Annotated in this window: 15 protein-coding genes; 1 reads left to right on the top strand and 14 read right to left on the bottom strand. The window is 30.5% G+C overall.

What is annotated here, in order from left to right; genetic code table 11:
* Position 1: 1 nt before the first annotated feature.
* The 10 genes from ABD766_RS09960 to ABD766_RS09915 form a co-directional block, all read right to left on the bottom strand.
* Positions 2 to 1,582 (bottom strand): ATP-binding protein, encoded by a 1,581-nt coding sequence (locus tag ABD766_RS09960; protein ID WP_344816537.1) that lies wholly within the window; start codon positions 1,580 to 1,582, stop codon positions 2 to 4.
* Positions 1,583 to 1,590: 8 nt separating this feature from the next.
* Positions 1,591 to 3,579: an AAA family ATPase gene (locus tag ABD766_RS09955; protein WP_344816536.1), complete on the bottom strand. Its 1,989-nt coding sequence runs from the start codon at positions 3,577 to 3,579 to the stop codon at positions 1,591 to 1,593.
* 2 nt (positions 3,580 to 3,581) lie between these two features.
* Positions 3,582 to 3,797, bottom strand: coding sequence for a DNA modification system-associated small protein (locus ABD766_RS09950; protein ID WP_344816535.1), 216 nt, complete (start codon positions 3,795 to 3,797; stop codon positions 3,582 to 3,584).
* A 10-nt stretch (positions 3,798 to 3,807) separates the two neighbouring features.
* Positions 3,808 to 6,141 (bottom strand): DEAD/DEAH box helicase, encoded by a 2,334-nt coding sequence (locus tag ABD766_RS09945; protein ID WP_344816534.1) that lies wholly within the window; start codon positions 6,139 to 6,141, stop codon positions 3,808 to 3,810.
* Position 6,142: 1 nt separating this feature from the next.
* Positions 6,143 to 7,846 carry a site-specific DNA-methyltransferase gene (locus ABD766_RS09940; RefSeq protein WP_344816533.1) on the bottom strand — a complete coding sequence of 568 codons (1,704 nt, stop codon included), beginning with the start codon at positions 7,844 to 7,846 and terminating at the stop codon, positions 6,143 to 6,145.
* A 77-nt stretch (positions 7,847 to 7,923) separates the two neighbouring features.
* Positions 7,924 to 9,714 carry a site-specific DNA-methyltransferase gene (locus tag ABD766_RS09935; protein ID WP_344816532.1) on the bottom strand — a complete coding sequence of 597 codons (1,791 nt, stop codon included), beginning with the start codon at positions 9,712 to 9,714 and terminating at the stop codon, positions 7,924 to 7,926.
* Positions 9,714 to 9,863, bottom strand: coding sequence for a 5'-nucleotidase (locus ABD766_RS09930; RefSeq protein ID WP_344816531.1), 150 nt, complete (start codon positions 9,861 to 9,863; stop codon positions 9,714 to 9,716). Before ABD766_RS09930 ends, ABD766_RS09935 begins: the two co-directional genes overlap by 1 nt.
* Positions 9,864 to 9,990: 127 nt before the next feature.
* A complete protein-coding gene (locus ABD766_RS09925) occupies positions 9,991 to 11,010 on the bottom strand; it encodes a virulence RhuM family protein (protein ID WP_344816530.1) in 1,020 nt (339 codons plus the stop codon).
* Between the two features lie 74 nt (positions 11,011 to 11,084).
* Positions 11,085 to 12,023, bottom strand: a complete 939-nt coding sequence (locus ABD766_RS09920) for a 5'-nucleotidase (RefSeq protein WP_344816529.1) — start codon at positions 12,021 to 12,023, stop codon at positions 11,085 to 11,087.
* Between the two features lie 174 nt (positions 12,024 to 12,197).
* Entirely contained in the window at positions 12,198 to 12,950 is a 753-nt protein-coding gene (locus ABD766_RS09915) for a hypothetical protein (RefSeq protein ID WP_344816528.1), read from the bottom strand.
* 377 nt (positions 12,951 to 13,327) lie between these two features.
* Here ABD766_RS09915 and ABD766_RS09910 point away from each other — a divergent pair, with 377 nt between their 5' ends.
* Entirely contained in the window at positions 13,328 to 14,395 is a 1,068-nt protein-coding gene (locus tag ABD766_RS09910; RefSeq protein WP_344816527.1) for a hypothetical protein, read from the top strand.
* A 45-nt stretch (positions 14,396 to 14,440) separates the two neighbouring features.
* Here ABD766_RS09910 and ABD766_RS09905 read toward each other — a convergent pair whose 3' ends face one another.
* The 4 genes from ABD766_RS09905 to ABD766_RS09890 all read right to left on the bottom strand — a co-directional run bounded on the left by ABD766_RS09905 (position 14,441) and on the right by ABD766_RS09890 (position 17,129).
* Complete coding sequence (locus ABD766_RS09905) at positions 14,441 to 14,929, bottom strand: GNAT family N-acetyltransferase (protein WP_344816526.1); 489 nt, start codon at positions 14,927 to 14,929, stop codon at positions 14,441 to 14,443.
* A 137-nt stretch (positions 14,930 to 15,066) separates the two neighbouring features.
* Entirely contained in the window at positions 15,067 to 16,065 is a 999-nt protein-coding gene (locus ABD766_RS09900; protein WP_344816525.1) for a DUF4116 domain-containing protein, read from the bottom strand.
* Positions 16,066 to 16,185: 120 nt separating this feature from the next.
* A complete protein-coding gene (locus tag ABD766_RS09895) occupies positions 16,186 to 16,539 on the bottom strand; it encodes a hypothetical protein (protein WP_344816524.1) in 354 nt (117 codons plus the stop codon).
* A 158-nt stretch (positions 16,540 to 16,697) separates the two neighbouring features.
* Positions 16,698 to 17,129: a DUF1810 domain-containing protein gene (locus ABD766_RS09890; protein ID WP_344816523.1), complete on the bottom strand. Its 432-nt coding sequence runs from the start codon at positions 17,127 to 17,129 to the stop codon at positions 16,698 to 16,700.
* Between the last annotated feature and the right edge of the window lie 55 nt (positions 17,130 to 17,184).

Raw genomic sequence — 17,184 nt, 5'->3', positions numbered from 1 at the left:
TTTAAATTAAGTGCCTAACCAATATTTTTTTATAGCGTTTTCCCATTCCTAAAACGATAGCTTCGTTATTTTTTATAATTAATTCTCCTTTTTGAAGTCCTGCAATGGCTTGTTTTATTTCTACTAAATCGTTTCCTGCTACACCATACATATCTTTTAGTACTGCATCGTTTATGGATTGTTGTTTCATGATTAATGGATATTGTGCATTAGCATAAAAATCAAAATATTTACTCTTATAGGCATCCATATTTTGAGTTGCTAAAATTATACTCATGCCTTTGTTCCTTCCAACAGCAATTAAATCTTTAAGAGGTTTGTTTTCAAAATCCAACATATAATGAGCTTCATCTATGATTGTAAAATGGCGTAATTGAACTTTTGAACCATCGTTAGCTTGAGCAGGAATATTTTCGTAAATGTTGTTAAGTTTAGAAACAATGAAATAAACTATAGCTTTACTTATTGGACCGTCTTTAGGACATTTATCCATTTTAATAATAAAGCTATTATTAATTAAATCGATTTTATCTTCGTTTAAAAATAAATTGGAACGAACAAGTTGATTCAGAACAGATTTAACACTATCTACTTTTTCTTTTTCATTACTAGGTTGTAAATCGGTATAACAATCTAACATAAGTTGAAAAGAAATAGGCTTTCCTTTAGTTTGTTTATAAGCATCAATAATTGCTTCAGAAAGGCGATTACTCATATTAGCACTAATTGTTGCTCTGTCTATAGCGCAAAGCGCATTTGCCATTTCTGTTGAATAAATGTTTATTTCGTTTTGAGTAGCATTTACAAAATTTTTGAAAGGAGTGAATGGAAGTGGCTCAGCCATTGGATCTAGAATAGAACTTCTATCAATAGCAAAATGATTTAACCAATGGTTGTTAGCTATATCCGAAAATTCACCTTTGTAATCAAAAAATAAAAAGTTTACAGGATAACTTGTTTCTATTGATATTGAACGAATTTCATTCATCAAAACTGCTAATAAATTAGATTTTCCAGAACCAGTTGTTCCTGCAATTAAAATTTGAGTATTAGTAATTGCATTACTATTCATATCTAAAAAAGCAGGGATATCGTCGGCATATTCCCCTATATTTAAATTTAAATGTGGTATTCCGCCTGAATTACCAGTTTTTGATCCTGTAAAAGAAATCCATTTTGATAAGTTTTCATCTTTTAACAAATAGTCAGCTCCTTTCAGTATTTCAAAACAGATAATTTTACTTCTGGTAATATTGTCATCCCAATTAATATTCAGATGAGCATATCTATGATGAATTAAAGTATTTAATGTATTTGCTAAATTATGAACGGTAAACAATGTTGCATGTATACTATTGCTAGTCATTATTAAATCCTTGAATTCCTCAGTTCTGTTATCGTTTAGGGATAATGCAGCTAATAAAGAAATACGCATGAATTTTGCATTTCCTTTTACTGAAACTGGTTTATTGTCAAATTCGTATTTTTCTAAATTTAAAATAGTTTCAAATTCTAAACGTAATTGATCCATTTTAGGACCTACAGCTTCAGCTACACGAAGATTTGTTTCTAATGTTTTCATTTTTACTTTTAATTATTAAAATATCCTTCTGTAACTTCTGTTGTTTGACTCACTTTATCTCTTATTAGAGTGTATTTTTTTGAAATGAATTCTTCTATTTTGGGTAAATCAATGTCTTTTCTAATTTCAGTGTCGGTACTAAATAAAATCGTTTGATGTGATAATTTAGGGAAATAGTTTTCTAATAAAGAGGCGCGACTATCTTCTGATAAATATCCCATTACAGTATCAATCATAACGGGAGGATTATAATCACCAAATTGATGAAGAGCTTTTAGTAAAACTTGAACAATAATCTGCTTAGAGGCAGCATTAAGTTCTTCCAAATAAATTTCATTTCCTGCTTTATGGTATATTTTGAAGGATAAATTATTTAATTTCTCAGATAATTCAACTCGTTCAATTTGACCTGCGTAAGCAACTAGTGTAGTATTTAAATCTTCAAGCATTGTTTCTTCAATGCGTTGTTTTTTTGACACTAATAACTTATCAGATATAATTTCAAATAGTGGCTCAAGTTTTTTTAAGAGTTCTAATTTAGGATTTGGAATTTCATCTTCAGATATATCATATCTCGAAAGATCATTACAAGTTTTAACATTTGCTAACTCTAAGTTGGTTATTGCTGCTTTTAAATCTTTAAGTTCTTCTTCATTCTTTTCATATTCATCAATAATCGAATTATCCTCTTTTGTTAAATGACTTTTTGCTTGGTTCAAATCTTTTAATAAAGTCGGTAATTGTGTTATTTCATTTTCATAGCTCTTTTTTGTTTGATTTAAAAGATTGAAATTATTTATGGATGAATTATTTAAAAGAGTTTTAATCGTTGATAATTCATCGTCTGATAAATAATCAAAAGTATCATTATTCCCTTTTTTTGTTTGGTTGTTTGTAATGTATTTTTTGATTTCACTTTCCAGTAATTCATTTTCTTGATTAATATGATTATTTTCTTTCAAATAAAGAATTACTTGTTGGGTTATAAAATCTAATTGTGCACCCGTAAACTTTTCTCCATTGTCACTAGTATTTGTTTTTGAAACAATTAGTTCTAATTCTTCATGAATACTATCAATTAATTTTGGTAAAAAAGCTTGTATTTCTATATCGTTTATAAATTTTTCAGTGCTACTTATAAATTCAATTTCTTTGTCTTTTAAAACAGTAAGTTTCGAATCCAAGTACTGAATTTGTTCTTTGTATTCTTGCTCTAAATTTTTCCCATCTTTAGCTTTCAGATATAGTTCTTTATTGTCTATTGAAAAGCCTAATAATTTTTTCTTTTTTTCTTCATTTTCATTAATTAGAGCTTCAGTTTCCGCCTTCTTGAGAAGTAATTTTGTATATTCTTCTCTTTCTTCATGAATTGCTATAGAATCAGTAATGTATTTCTCTTTTAGTTTAACTGTAGCATCGCCTAGTTGGATATATTTATTGAATCCCATTACATTTTCAATATTTTCTTTAATAACCCTACTTAGATAATCTTCTTTTAAAAGATCACCTGATTTCATAGCGTCAAATAGGAAATATTTACTTAATTCTTTCGGTAAATTTGATTTTATAATCTTGTTTACTTCCGCTTCACTTTTAGTCCTTTCAGCAAACGGAGTTGCTGTTCCATAGGTAAAAGTATCACCATTAAAATTGAGTGTTACTGATTCAACAGGTTGTTTTTGAGTATTGAGCGCATAAACTCTTTTTATTTTGTAGAAATAATCACTAGAAAGCACTTTGCCTTTAAAATCAATAGTTAATTCAATTTTGGTATCATCTTTTATAGGTACTGATGCATTAACTAAACGTTTAAAATGTTCAGCATCTTTTATTACTATGCCATATAAAGCATAATAAATTGCATCAAATAAGGTTGTTTTTCCACCATTATTAATACCTCCAATTAAAACAATTGGTTTTTCATCGATTACGGATAAGTCTAACTCTAATTCTTTATAAGTCTTAAAGTTTTTTGCAGCTATTTTTGTGATTAACATAATTACTTATTTTTTGTTAATGCATTCTCTAAAAGACGATGTAATGTTTTTACATCCATTTCTTCATTTTTCATCTTGAGGTTATGATATTCTTTTAAGATGTTTTCTTTAAACCAATCAAAATCAATTTCATTTTTCTCACAAATATCTTGAATTATTCTCATGTCTTCATTGCGAATACCATAGTGCATAAATGTTCCATCTAAACCTTTATTCATCTTGTGCTATTTAAAAGTTGCTTAAATTTAAGTTTGTAAAACCTGTAGTGTTTTCTATAAATTTATTTTCAGGTAAATCAAATTCTGAAAAATAAAAATTCCAAGTACCAGCAGTTTCAACAGGTATTAAAATCCCACCAAAAAAATCAACACCATTATCCGACATCCACTTTCTTAAAGCGTTATGTTTATTAGAGGCATCCACTTCTGAATTTAAACTTTTTGTGTCAAAAAGACCTATTTTACCCGATTTCATTTTTACAATAAAATCAACATAAAACAATCTTTTTCTCCCATTAACATCTACGTAGTCAACGGCAAAATGTTCTCTTCCAGAATCTCCATTCTTATACCAATAGTTTATTTTGGTTTCGTTGGCTATTAAAAAATCTTTAAATAGTTTTTCTGGTTTAGAAGCAGATGTTTGTTCATAAAAAGGCTCCAATGCATGCGATTCGACTTCAAATCTATTGTGTTTATCACTATAGTAACGTTCTTTAGGTATTTCCCAATCAGCATACTCAATACGTCTGTTTTCATTTCCTTTAGCACGTTGCCAAACATCAAATCGCTCCAATGCGATCTTAATATCATCTAAGATTAATACTTTGTTTTGTGAAAATAAAAATATTTTTCTAGCATCAAACTCAAAGGATTCTAAATAATATTCTGCAAAGTTGATAAGCGTGGTGCGCATTTGTCTCCAACTTTTTTCTTTAATTAATCGAGTAATACTATCAAAACAAAAACGATCAAAAAGCTGTCTGAACTGTTCACTTGTTATCGCAAACGCTTTAGTATTGGTTTTATTTAAATTAATAATTGCATCCACTTGGTATTCGTCAATTTGTATGTCTGTAGGAATAACTATTTGATGCGTATCAATATCAAATTCCCATCCTCTTGCTCTCATGAAATCGGTATTTATTTTTTTCTGAGCTGCATTTTCTTCAGCAGTTCTTGACGTAAAGAAATCAATATCAACCAATTGTTTTATCCCATATTTTTCTTCCATAACGGTAAAGAAAATAGTTTGAAAAGCAGAAGTAAGCGTAGCACTAGTTTCACGGTCATTTATAACTTGGGCAGTTTTCAAAGTATCATATACCCATTTCTTGTCTTCTTTTCGCTCTGCTTTCAATCTTTCTATGTAATCAGAATCGGCAGGCACCAATCGTATTCGACTAGTTTCTATATCTGTATAAACATAACCGTGATTTAAATCGTCATGATTATAGTGTCTTCGATGTGGCATTCGTAATATTCTTCCAACGGTTTGAATACCAAAGTCTTCATTTCCAATAGATCTATAGTTTAGTAAAATTGCTGCTCTTGGACAATCCCAACCTTGTGCAATAGCTTGTTTAAAAATCAATACATCTTGAAAACCATTTAAGTCCTCCAAACCATCGGTATTCTTTTCACCAGATAACCAAATTGCTAATTTTCCATTATTGGTTGAAATATTATATTCTATATTTAGTAGTCCTTCTATAATATCACGTATTTTTTCATCTTCTTCAGTAATTTTTGTAGAATCTGATGGCAATTGAATTAAAATTAAAGGATTGACAACTCCTTCACCAACTTCTAAATCATACAATCGCTGAAGTTCATTCTTTTTCTCAAATGCTTTTCTAAGTAAATGAATATGAACATTATCACTATTTTGTTGTTCTGGGTCTAAGCCAATGTTTAATCGTACTGATTTTTTGATAAGTTGTTGTTTAATAACTTCATTCCTTTGCACAACTACGTTTAAATCAGGCATATGATGTGGCGTAGCAGTTATTAATATTTCAACATCAGCTCCAATTAAATTTCTAACTTTTGTTGCTTGAGTACCCGTAAAAGCACCTAAGTGAGCTTCATCTATAATTAAAATAATTTTAGTGCTATTGGCTTTTGTATTTTCTACCAGTGTTTCTAAATTGGTGTTAGATTCATTTTCTTTACGCCAAATATTTTTTTCACTACTTAAACTAGCCCAGTTAACAAATAGTAAATCACCTGGATTTAATACCGGATTTGAGGACAACGAATTTAAATCTAAGCAATTTAATCTTCTCGTATCTTCATAAAATTTACTTAAGGACACATAGCTCTGAATATGCAAGGTGTTTGGTGCGAACCAAATAAAAGCCATGTTGCTATCTAAGCCTGGATGTAAATGAGCTTGGTCAACCACACGCTCTATTAAAGCCGCAGCCATAACTGTTTTACCAGCTCCAGTTGGTGCTTTTAACAATATTGGCGTTTGTTGTCTTCCGTTTTCTATGGCAGTTATTACATGCTGTTGTAATTGATTTACTGCTCTTTCTTGAAATTCTAATAAAGTATACATATTATTCTTGTTCAGTAGTTTGAGACGCGACAGTAGCGGTCTGTTTTTTATCTAATTTTAAAGTTCTAAAAGTGGCACGATAAGCATTGTATATACTATCGGGTAGGGGAACTGCCTCAATTTTATCAGCAACGCTAAAGAAATCTTCTTCTATCGTTTCTTTCTCAGGGCTAAAGGCGTACAACTTTATTTTCTCTTTGGTTGCTATGGTTGGAATAATAGCTGTCAATTTTTCTATCACTTCCATTTGGTTACGAGAATGATAAAGTACTAACATATATTTACCTAATCCATTCGTAAATAGTTTGGCTTCTTTTTCATTTAGGGTAAAGTCTTTAGAAACATTATTATAACAATCTTCTTTAATACAAAGTAAATCAGTGCTTTCTTGTGTTAACCTACGGCGATTTACTTCGTTACGTTCACTCGGTACAAATTCGGCTTTATAATACCTTAAGTTGTTGTTGTTTAAACCTTCAATTGCTTCTCCTTTAGCATTAGTGTAACCTTCAATTACACGTTTGTTACGTTCATAAGTAACTTCTTCACAAATATTATTCTCGTTATTGGTTACTAAAATACATTGTCTATTTCCACCATCTTCTGAATTAAGAGCCATTGTAGCATGAAGGGTTGTGCCAGAACCTGCGAAGAAGTCGAGGATAGTTGAATTTTCTTTATATTTTAAATTGATTAAAAGTTTTACTAATGACAAAGGTTTTGGATAATCAAAATAATTAATGGATAGCTCATCAATTTCTTTTTTTGCATCTTCATTAGTTCCAACATTTAACTCTTTATCTAAACGATTTGTAGGGGTTTTTGTCTTTAAATTATCGTCTCTTCTCTGAAAACGTATAGAAAATAATTCAGTTTTAATAATAAAATGAGTTCCCAACAAAACTTCTTTATCTAGCATCAATTGTTTCCATTTAAAATTCCCCTCTAATACGACCTCATTAGCATTTAAAGAATTTTCGACAATTAAACTTTCATTAATAATATTTACTTTTCTTTCAAGGTTGTCTGTATATATTCCATCAGGAATATTAAATTTTATTGAACCTACTGGAAATTTTAATTTTCCTCTAGCATTCCCCGAATTAAGAAGAGGAACATCTCCTCCATCAACTTTACCAATTGAGTATGAAGAATTGTCTCTGCATTTTTCATAACATAAAACATATTCCATTTTTTTTCTAACCTTTTTTGATAGTGATGGAGGAGTAGATGTCTTTTCCCAAAGAAATTGAGTTATGAAATTATTTTCACCGAACACATCGTTACATAGTAACTTGAGTTGTGCAACTTCATTATCGTCAATACTTATGAAAAGAATACCATTTTGATTTAATAAACTTTTTGCAATTTGTAATCTTTTAGACATAAAAGATAACCACTTGCTGTGCCTAAAACTATCTTCATAATCAATAAAAGTATCATTATAAACAAAATCTTTATTTCCTGTATTATAAGGTGGATCAATATAAATTACATCAATTTTACCTTCATGCGTAAATGTCATTGCAGTTAATGCGTGCAGGTTATCTCCTTCAATCAAAATATGGTTGGGGTGTTCTGCTCCATTTACAATGGCTTTTTCTTTTACTTCATTCAATACAGGTAACATGGAACGCAATTGTTCTTCAACATCTTCAGGTTTGTCTTCCCAAACGAGTCCATATTTTTTCTTGGTGTTTACCAATTCAATGAGGTGTGCACGCTCAGTATCAGTTAGATCTGTTAGTGTTTTTATTTTAGATATAAGTTCTTTTTTGTTCATTATTGTTTGTGTGTTTTATCTAATTTTAAAGTTCTAAAAGTAGCACGATAGGCATTGTAAATGCTATCTGGTAATGGAACTGCCTCAATTTTATTAGCAACACTAAAGAAATCTTCTTCAATGGTTTCTTTCTCAGGACTAAAGGCATACAACTTGATTTTCTCTTTGGTTGCTATGGTTGGAATAATAGCTGTCAATTTTTCTATAACCTCCATTTGGTTACGAGAATGATACAATACTAACATGTATTTACCCAAACCATTCGTAAATAGTTTGGCTTCTTTTTCGTTTATCATAAACTCTTTAGAAACATTACCATAACAATTTTCTTTTATGCAAAGCAAGTCAGTACTTTCTTGGGTTAACTTACGGCGATTAACTTCGTTACGTTCACTAGGCACAAAGCCAGCTTTAAAATACCGTAAATTATTATTTTTTAAACCTTCAATAGCTATACCCTTAGCATTAGAATATCCTTCAATAACTCGCTTATTGCGTTCATAGGTTACTTCTTCACAAATGTTATTTTCGTTGTTGGTTACTAATATACATTGTCTATTACCACCATCTTCTTCGTTGAGAGCCATTGTCGCGTGAAGTGTGGTGCCAGAACCGGCAAAGAAGTCTAAGATTATTGCGTTCTCACTTGAAACTAATTTTAAAATATCACGAATAAGAAATAATGATTTTGGAAAATTAAACTTTCCTGCGCCAATAATGTCTGTTAATACTCTTGTTCCATAGGTAACTGCATGATATTTGGAATCAATCCAATGTGTTTTAATAACTTGATTAGCGTATTTTTTTACATAAATCTTGATAGTGCTATCTTTTTCTTTTTTTGCTACAAGTACTTTATTTTGTATTTTTTGTTGCACATTTTCTTCACTTGCATCCCAAGTTCTTTCTTGATTATTATTACCAATTGGTAATATTTCAATATATTGTTCATTGTCTTTATTTAAAGATATTTCAAGTGTGTCACGATTTACAAACAATGGATACCACGAATTGGGTCTGTTTATTCTTAATCCTGTATCAATACCTTGTTCTCCTCTATTTTTACGAATAAAAGTTTCTAATTTAAATTGACCTATTTCGTCAGTAAGATCATATTGGTTTTGAATTTGTTCGTCTAGAACTACTTTTTGAAAATTACAAATGCTCTTATTTTTTGAATAGAATAAAGCAAATTCATTACTTGTTCCAAAAAATTTCTCTTGATTTCGACCCTCGGGTTTATGTATAACGGAAACAATACCAATTCTATTTTCTTCTCTGAATATTTCATCCATTAAACACCCAAGTGTAAATAGCTCATAATGGTCAATAGCACAAATTATGATTCCTTTTTCTGATAAAAGATTTTTTGCTAATGATAATCGTGATTTCATCATTGACAACCATTTGCTATGACGAAAATTATCTTCACTATCTACATAGTCGTTATTGTATTTCCAATCTTTATTTCCAGTATTGTATGGTGGATCAATATAAATTACATCAATTTTGCCCTCGTGAGTAAAAGTTAATGCTGTAAGTGCATGTAAATTATCACCTTCAATCAAAATATGGTTTGGGTGTTCAGCACTATTTACTATGGCTTTATCTTTTATTTCATTTAATACAGGCAGCATGGAACGCAATTGCTCTTCAACATCTTCAGTTTTATTTTCCCAAACGATGCCATATTTTTTCTTGGTATTTACCAAATCAATAAGGTAAGCGCGCTCCTCAGTAGAAATATCAGTAAGTGTTTTTATTTTTGAAATTAGGTCTTTCTTGTTCATTATTTTTTTTGTAATTTATATAATGGTGAATTCGTTTCATAAGGCACTTTGCCAGAAGGCACTACTATAGAAGCCGATTCTAAATGCGTGTCTTGGTCATCAAAAAAGATATGGGCTCCAAAAGCTTCCAAAACCTTGTCTTTTGCCAAACCTCTTCTTCCTTTTTCGACTTCATTATTTACTATTTTTCTTCCATAGAATTAAAATTCCAAATATCAGGAAAATTTAGCCATATAATCCATGTTATAATTAATTTATTTTGAATTGTTATGTGGCTTATTTTTTGTTTTTTTGTTCTAAAGCCTTAATTTGTTTATCAAAATCTGAATTTATTTTTTGTGTTTTGTTGAACAGGTCGTATTCTTTAGCTGCTTTATTAATTGCATGTTGATGCGATACTTTTCCGAGACCTTCTAGTATTTTGTATTCATTGAACGAAAGGAACTTATTTACACTTTCTGCTAATGCTTCCATTGTAAAGGTGTTTTGGCGTTCAATAAGGTTTTCGATATAATCAAAGTAACCTGATACGGTTCGCTCCAATTGTTTAATTTCTTTTTCTTCTAAATAGTTTTTTGCAATTTCAATATCTGATTTAAGTACTCTTCCATCAGGAGCATTTTTGAATGTCGTTAAGCCCATTTGAGGTTTTGAACTATCAGCTTTTAAATAAATGATTTCAGCTGCGGTTTTACCTGTAATCGCAAAATGGAATTTGTTTTGGACTATTGCATAGAAGTTTTTAGTAATTTCGGCTTTCGGATTATAATCTATGCTACATTCAGCAAAAATATCAGTGATTTGTTGGTAAATTCTTCTTTCACTCGCACGAATAGAACGAACTCTTTCTAGTAATTCTTTAAAATAATCTTTACCAAAAGCTGTAGTGCCTTGTTTTAATCGGTCATCATCCATTGCAAAGCCTTTTACAATGAATTCTTTTAATACGTTAGTCGCCCAAATTCTGAACTGTGTTGCTTTGGTAGAATTTACACGGTAACCTACAGAAATAATAGCATCTAAATTATAATATTCTAAATTTCGAGACACTTCACGTTCGCCTTCAATTTGAACTGTTCGGAATTTCCGAACAGTTGCCTCTTTTTCTAATTCTCCACTTTCGTATATATTACCAAGATGTTCACTAATAGTTGATTTAGCTACACCAAAAACGTCTGCCATCCTTTGTTGTGTAAGCCAAATAGTTTCATCTTGCATATAAGCTTCAATTTTTACATTACCACTTGGAGCAGAATATAATATGAAGTTGTTGTTACTCGGTAGTATAGCACTCATAGTGTTTGGATTTTGGGAGTAGGTATTTTTCGTCAACTTTTTTTACAATCTTATAGATGGTTTCAAATTATGATTTAGTTATTCTTATTTTTCTGCAATTGATCCAATGGTGAATTCGTTTCATAAGGTACTTTGCCAGAGGGTACTACTAAAGAGGTAGATTGTAAATGCGTATCTTGGTCATCAAAGAAAATATGGGCGCCAAAAGCTTCCAATACACTGTCTTTAGCCAAACCTCCTAAAAAATACACTTCATCTACATAAACACCCCATTTTCTTAGGGTTTTAATCACTCTTTTGTGAGAGGGAGCACTGCGTGCGGTAACAATAGCCAACCGTAAGGGTGAGTGTTCTATTTCCATTGGAAAGTGTTCTTGTATTTTAGAAAGTTTGATTAATAATTTAGCAAAAGGTCCTTCGCTCAAGGCATCATTTTCATGTGCTTTTTCATAGTCTTGAAAAGAATCCAAACCTTCGGTTTTATAGCGATATTCCGATTCCTCAGAAAATAAAACTGCATCGGCATCAAAAGCTATTTTTACTCTAGTGTCAGTAGGATTAAAATCTGTGGGAGGAGCATACAAATAAGCAGCAGCACATTTTTTAGAGTCAATCACGCGTTGCACTTCGGCACTATCTTTAGATAAAAACAAATCAATGTCATACGCCTCAATATAAGGAGACAAAGGTTCGCCTCCTGTAAAAGCCACTCTGGTAATATCCAGTTGGTGTTGTTCTATAGAGTTTAAAACCCTAAAGCCTGTTTCGGCACTATTACGAGACATAACAACCACTTCAACTATTTTCTTGTTGGCAATTTTATTCAATTCCAACAAACTTTTAACCAAATAAAAAGCAGTGCCAGGCGCTAATAGTTCTTCTTCTTTTTCTAATTGATAAGATCTAAAAGCAGCAATACCTTGACTTTGAAAAAGATCATTTTCAACTTCAAGGTTAAACAACGCTCTTGTAGAAACGCCAATCACTAATAGGTCAGAAAGGTCAACAGCCATCAAATAGATTAAAAATCAAATATACCAAAATACAACTATAAAAAAAATTATACACAAATTAATTCCAAACTTAAAACCAAATATCAAAAATAAATTTTAGTGTAGACAAATAGTGTCGATAATAAAAAAAAACAGCTGGCAATAGCCAGCTGTCTCTTCAACGCCTTCAAAAAACTAAGAAGCAGCAATCATATTCAAAACATTAAACTGCTTGTTTTTCAGCGGATAGTCAACCCCATTAATCTCTTGATAAAATTCAATCAAGAAAAAGAAACACAACAACCCACCACCACTAGGGATAGAAGGCAAGGTCAACGTAAACGTAGTAGGAATATACAATTCAACGTTCATTAACTCTTGAGGGCTTTCCACAAATTCATAGCTCTGCCCAGAAAAGTCAATACTAGAAGCACCAAGTCGAAAACCAATTTTAGAAACTCCAGGAGGCAATTGCAGATGCTTTCCATTAATAAAATCAGTCAAAGTCAACTTCCCATCAGCAGCAGAAAATACGTATGATTTTTTCAAAACACTACTTAAAGTAGAATGCTTATTAAAATCAAACCCAGTTAATTCTTGTATGCCCACAGGATTATTTAATCCCTCTTGAACTGTTCGCTCGCCACGAACATTTACCGTATCCATATTCTTGATACGAGACATGATCTGGTTCAGGCGGCTACTCGTTCTGCTATCCTTAGCATGATCAACCAAAGTCGAAACCGAATGCCGCAACAATTGCGACATCTTAGCCGAGTGCGAAAACTCAGCGCCATTTTCTCTTGTTCTTGCAAAAGCAGGATCATTCATGATGCGCTTTTTGCTAATCCCACCTTTAGTGCGAATTCGGATGCCTTCTGCAGTTTTGTAAAAAGTCATCCCTTTCAATGTACCTTCAATATCGAAGATTCCTTCAAATTTAGCCATTACATTTAGTATTAAAAATTAAACATTCATTTTTTGTTCTTTCAAGAACCTGCTGCGTAGTCTCGCAGACTTTTTCAATTAAAGTACGCATGGTTACTCCTTTTTTAGTTAAACATAAATTTCAAAATAATGTTCTGATGCATCCTGTACAATTATTTGATTCAAAAGTAAATTCAACCTATTGATTACTAAGAACATAGGTTCAATATCCGCAACATAATGCAGTAAATCGCAGGACATTACAGTAGAATGCAGTAAGAAAAAGTGATGAAAAAGTGAAGAAAAAACAAAGGAGTTATTATCAACCAATTGTTAAAAACTAAAATTTCAAATTCGATTGATTTACAGTAATTTGGTAACTTCTAAATTAGTAAATTATGAATACTAAAAACAACACACAAGAAAATGCTTTAGACCGTTTTGATGGAACTTCTCTAACGGAAAGTATGAAGAAATTAAGTGAGTTAATTTCAAATTCGTTTGAATTAGAAGCGATGAGTGCCTTACAAAAACAAATTGCAGAAGCAGGTAAAACACTTTTATCGTTTCAAGAAGAACTACAAAAAGGGAAATTGCACAAACAAATCAAACGTATGGCGCGTGCCTTAAAGAAATGTACTGAAAACACGCCAACCACTACAAAACAATTTACAGACACAGTTTCAGCAAGGTTAGAAAACTTCTTATTTGTAGTGCAAGAAGTAGAAGAGTATCCAATCGAAAAGATTTCGGTTTCGTTAGAACAAATGCTTCAAAATCAAAATATAGAAGCTTATTCAGTAAAATCATTCCTGAAAAAATTCAAAAAAGCATTGATTAATATAATGATAAAACACTACATGAGTCATGAACAGGTAGCTTTTGATTTAATAATAGAACAAGAACTAAAAATATTAAAAGTAGACTATGTAATCAATAACAAAGCCTTACAATTTTTGGACCCTCAAAAATACAAACAGTATATAAGTTCATTAAATAAAGGCTTTAATGCGCTTTATCACGACATGAAAGCCTTCACAGACTTTTCAAATCCATTTTTTACAGCCGCTGATAAATTATTCCAAAACATAATTGCAAAACTAAACCTAGCAGCAGGAATAGATAATCCAGAAATAGTAGCGCCAGCAACCACTATTACAGCAACGGAATCCAAAAACTATCCAACCCATATTTTTAGAAGCGCTCAAAATTATCAATTATTCCATGCCATGATGCAACACCATCCTAAAGCAGATGAAATAGGATTTATTTTCCGAATAATGAGTGAAACAGAAAACCCACCTGCCATAGTAGTAAAAGAAACCCCATTCAGAAATTGGTTCAACCAAGAATCAGGATATGCAATAGAACTCAACAACCCAATAAAAACCCTATCCAGAATAAAAGATCATGCAGGAAAAGAACTAAAATATAAATTATATAAACAGTTATTGAAAGTAGATTAAAATAAATAATCTGAAACAACAAAGTGTAGAAATTTGATTAACTTATTATGGAAGGTCTAATCTATATTTGAAACTTTCCTCACCACAAAAATTAAATGATTGTGGTAGTTGAACAAATCCTTGTTTTAACATAAAATGTTGCGCAATTGTATTTCTTGTAGAAGTAGAACCAAATATGGGATACTTAATTAAAGTTGAATGACGAACTAAAGTAAAGGCATCAGTAGCAATTCCTTTATTTGCAAAATTTGAATTAATACTAAAGCCAATAGAACTAGGATCAGGGATATTAAAAATCAGAATAAAACCAATTGTCTTTTCATTGTATTGAACAGCCCATAATAATTCAGGGACATTAATTAAGAAGTTTGCAAAATTCTCTTTTTTTGGAGCAGGTACTCTACCGCCAACAGGAACAAATTCTTCAGAAAAAGCACTTTGTTCAGCAGTACCAAAAACAGCTTCCGCTATTTCATTGATTAAAGCCCTTTTCGTATTTCGATCAGTTCTTGGTATGAAAAGTACACTTGTCATAATTAATTGGTTTAATTTTTTGATTAGAATTATTAATAACGTCGGGTAGTATATTTTTATTGTACCTAAAACCTTCTTAATTTTTTAAATAAAACCACTAGAATTGGCGAATTTGCGGTGTATTATTTTGTTTATTCTTACTTATCTTTTTTTGTTGCAAGTGAATTATAAATATTTAAAATTTCTTCATCGTTTTGTACAATATAGGTTGAACTCTTTAAAACTCTTGATGCAAACCAAACCCCATGGTGTTTAATTATTTTTTCATTAGAAATTATTTTTTTTATAAATTCTTTATTATGAAGGAGTTTATAAGAGATGTCCCATATTGATGTAGTACTTTTTATTAAGCAGAGAGTAGCTAAATCTTCATCTGATTTCAATTGCTCAGAAACATATTTTAATTGAGGATGATGATTCTTTGTAAATAATTCAATTATAAATTTTTTGTCACCACGAATAGAGTCAGAGGCAAATTTTAATATATGATAATTAACTTTATACGCATCAGAAATAAAAAGTCTATTATCCATTAATCTCTTTGAAACATTTTTTAATACACTATCACCTCCAAAACCATCAATAGCTAATAAAGCAATATCACTATCATTTTTTAAATTATCATCAGCAAATTGAAATGCTAGTCTATTTTGTTTAACTGCAGCTTCAACAATGTGTTTGTCTTTTTTCAGATTACTACTTGCAAATTTTAAAGATTTTCCTTTTGAAGAAACAGCAAGTAATACTAATTCTTCATCATCTCTTAATTTATCACTAGCAAATTCCAATGCTAATCCATTTTTTTTAACAGCTACTAATACTACATCTCTATTTTTTTTAAATTCTTTTGTAGTATGTTCAAGTGCAATGCCATCTTTTCCGACAGCAAGTAGAATTACTTCTTTATTATTTTTTAAATCGTCTGAGGCAAAATACAATGCACTTCCTTTTTTAATAACAGCAGCTTTAACTATATCGATATCATTTTTTAATTCAGTGCTTGCAAATTTTAAAGCAACTCCATTTTGACAAACTGCTGTTAAAACTATATTTTTTATGTTTTTTTGAGCTTCAGAAGCATTTTCAAGTAGCATTCCATTCTTTTTTACTTCTATTAATAATTCTTGATCTGACATAGAGGAGTTTTTTTAAGTTTTTTTAATTAAAATTTTGTCACTAAACATATAAAAAAGGATAATAAACAATTATATTCTAATTGTTAGTTTAAAGTATTTATTATCAGGATTTGCTAATATTTAGAAACTATTGAGACTATCAATATTTTCATCTGTCACAACAGTGATATTTATACCATTTTCTCTGCAAAAATCTAAAAAGAATTGAGGAATGGGTATTGGTCCTCCTCCAGGAAGAAAAATATTTTTAATACCATTTTTTTTAATGATACTAATTAGAGACGTAAAAAATTTATCTATCTCGTCTTGTAATATTTTAAAAGGATCAATTCTAATAGGTTTGACTACCGCAATTCTAATTCCGAAGCGATCTAATACTCTTGGATTCTCTCGTATAGCATACCCGCCATTTTGGATCCATCCTGTCGATTTTAAACGTTTTAAAAGTATTTCAATTAAGTCAATTTGTATCATATTGGTTTGTTATTTAATTAAATATAAAGTAGTAGTGTATTTTAAATGAAATATTTATTTACCAAATATATTTATTTTTCTAATATGAAATTATTTATTTAGACATGTTGAGTGCAATTAGTTTATTTGAAGCAATTTTTCCATTTTATAGTTTTTTTTTAAATTTCGTTAGTTGAAATTAGTTGTAAGCTTTTAGCATCCATACTTCCATTAAAATACTGTTCAATTACTTTTTTAAAGACAGCATCAGTTCCTTCATCAACAAGCGAGAATAATGTCATACAAGATTTAAGCTTTAAATGATCGGGATTTCCAAAAATGATGTAGGCATCTTTTTCATTTAGCAACAAAAGTGCATTGGTAATGGCAACTAGTCTTGAACCCAAAAGCGGATGCGCAAGATATGCTTTGGCTTCTTCCAAATCTTGAATACCATACAACATAGCAGTACTACTATAACCAAGACCTCTTAGTTGAGGAAAAACATACCACATCCAATGACTTTGTTTTTTACCAAGTTTAATCTCAGCAAGAGCTGTTTCATAATTATGTTCTTGTGCCGTTAAAAACCGATTCAAATCATTTTCCATATCTAGAATTTTAACAAATTTACTTTTTTTCTAATATAAAATTATTTACCACCAC

Origin of the sequence: Flavobacterium cheonanense, from assembly GCF_039539185.1 — a bacterium.
GTDB classification, from domain to species: Bacteria; Bacteroidota; Bacteroidia; order Flavobacteriales; family Flavobacteriaceae; genus Flavobacterium; species Flavobacterium cheonanense.
Note: the sequence above shows the minus strand (reverse complement) of the source record. Positions and strands in the feature narration are given on the sequence as shown.